General features: G+C 63.6%; 1 protein-coding gene and 2 pseudogenes. 2 read left to right on the plus strand and 1 reads right to left on the minus strand.

Annotation, left to right across the window (positions count from 1 at the left end; translation table 11 throughout):
• Together FNA46_RS26255 and FNA46_RS25695 are read left to right on the plus strand one after the other, a co-directional pair.
• Positions 1-230 (plus strand): annotated as a pseudogene (locus FNA46_RS26255) (hypothetical protein); the annotation flags it as partial.
• Complete coding sequence (locus tag FNA46_RS25695; RefSeq protein ID WP_143128080.1) at positions 221-1012, plus strand: discoidin domain-containing protein; 792 nt, start codon at positions 221-223, stop codon at positions 1010-1012. The pseudogene FNA46_RS26255 and the gene FNA46_RS25695, both read left to right, overlap by 10 nt.
• A gap of 3 nt (positions 1013-1015) precedes the next feature.
• Here the strand turns inward: FNA46_RS25695 and FNA46_RS26500 are convergent.
• Positions 1016-1143: pseudogene (locus FNA46_RS26500) on the minus strand (GntR family transcriptional regulator); the annotation flags it as partial.

The raw sequence follows: 1143 nt of genomic DNA on the forward strand, positions 1-1143 counted from the left end.
CGCTGATGACGGTCGTGCCGCCCGCCGTTGACGGGAACATCGTGCATCTTGAACCGCTTGCAGAGATTCGCGTAGACGGTGCCGGCACCATCACGGTCGAATCTCTCGACATTACCGATCCCCGTTTGCGCAAGAGCTGGCCGGAGCGGCTTTACCGGCTGCTGGTGCCGCTCAACGGCCCAACCCTGACACTCACCATCATCCGGAAAGGAACATATCCATGCAACTGAACCTTCGGGTGCGAAGCGCAAGCGGCGAAATCAAGACCGAAGCCCAGGGCGCGGACGAGGCCATTCTCGTCCATCATGCGGCCTATGAGGAAGGCGACAGCCTCGAACTGACGGCATCCGGGCCCGGCCATGTCTGGTGTTCCTTCGATGCCGCGCTGACGCCGGCGCTGCTTTACCTGCGCGAACCGCACTTCCGGTTGCCGATCCCTTTCGGTGAAAAGCGCATGCCCTATGCGCCGCAGGCCTTTCTCGGCACCTTGCATCGGCTGATCGTGCGCCGGGCAGACGCCGGCGAGATCGCCGGGCGTCGCAACCTTGCCCTCAATCCGCTCGACCAGCACGCAAACCACACGCTGTTTCCCCGTGCCGAAGCAACGGTGGAAACGCGCGGCGAGGCACAGTTTGCCGCCCGCAACGCGATCGACGGCGAAAAGGCAAGCTTCGATCACGGCTCCTGGCCGTTTACCAGCTGGGGTATCAACAAGGATCCGGAAGCCGCCATCACCGTGCATTTCGGCCGGCCGGTGTTAATCGACGAGGTCGTTCTCTATCTGCGGGCCGATTTTCCGCATGATGCCTGGTGGAACGCCGCAACGGTCAGCTTTTCCGACGGCAGCAGCGAATCGGTGACGCTGGAAAAGACGGGCAGGGGTCAGCGCTTCGCGATTGCACCGCGACGAGTCGAGTGGATGAAGCTCCATTCGATGATCAAGGCGGATGACCCCTCACCCTATCCGGCGCTCACCCAGATCGAGGCCTGGGGTGTGGAGGCCGACGGCTAAGCCTCACGACGCCGGGGTGAAGCTGCGCATGTCGCGCAGCAGATCCCGGTAACGGGCCTGGCTGCCGCGCAGATGCGCCTGCATCGCCTCGCGGGCTGCGGCGTCATCGCGATCGGATATGGCGAGCACGA

The organism is Affinirhizobium straminoryzae, from assembly GCF_007004135.1.
Taxonomy (GTDB): Bacteria; Pseudomonadota; Alphaproteobacteria; order Rhizobiales; family Rhizobiaceae; genus Neorhizobium; species Neorhizobium straminoryzae.

What these genes read in the sequence shown, in the direction of transcription:
- FNA46_RS25695 (WP_143128080.1), top strand. Translation starts at nt 221, where the DNA reads ATGCAACTGAACCTTCGGGTGCGAAGCGCAAGCGGCGAAATCAAGACC.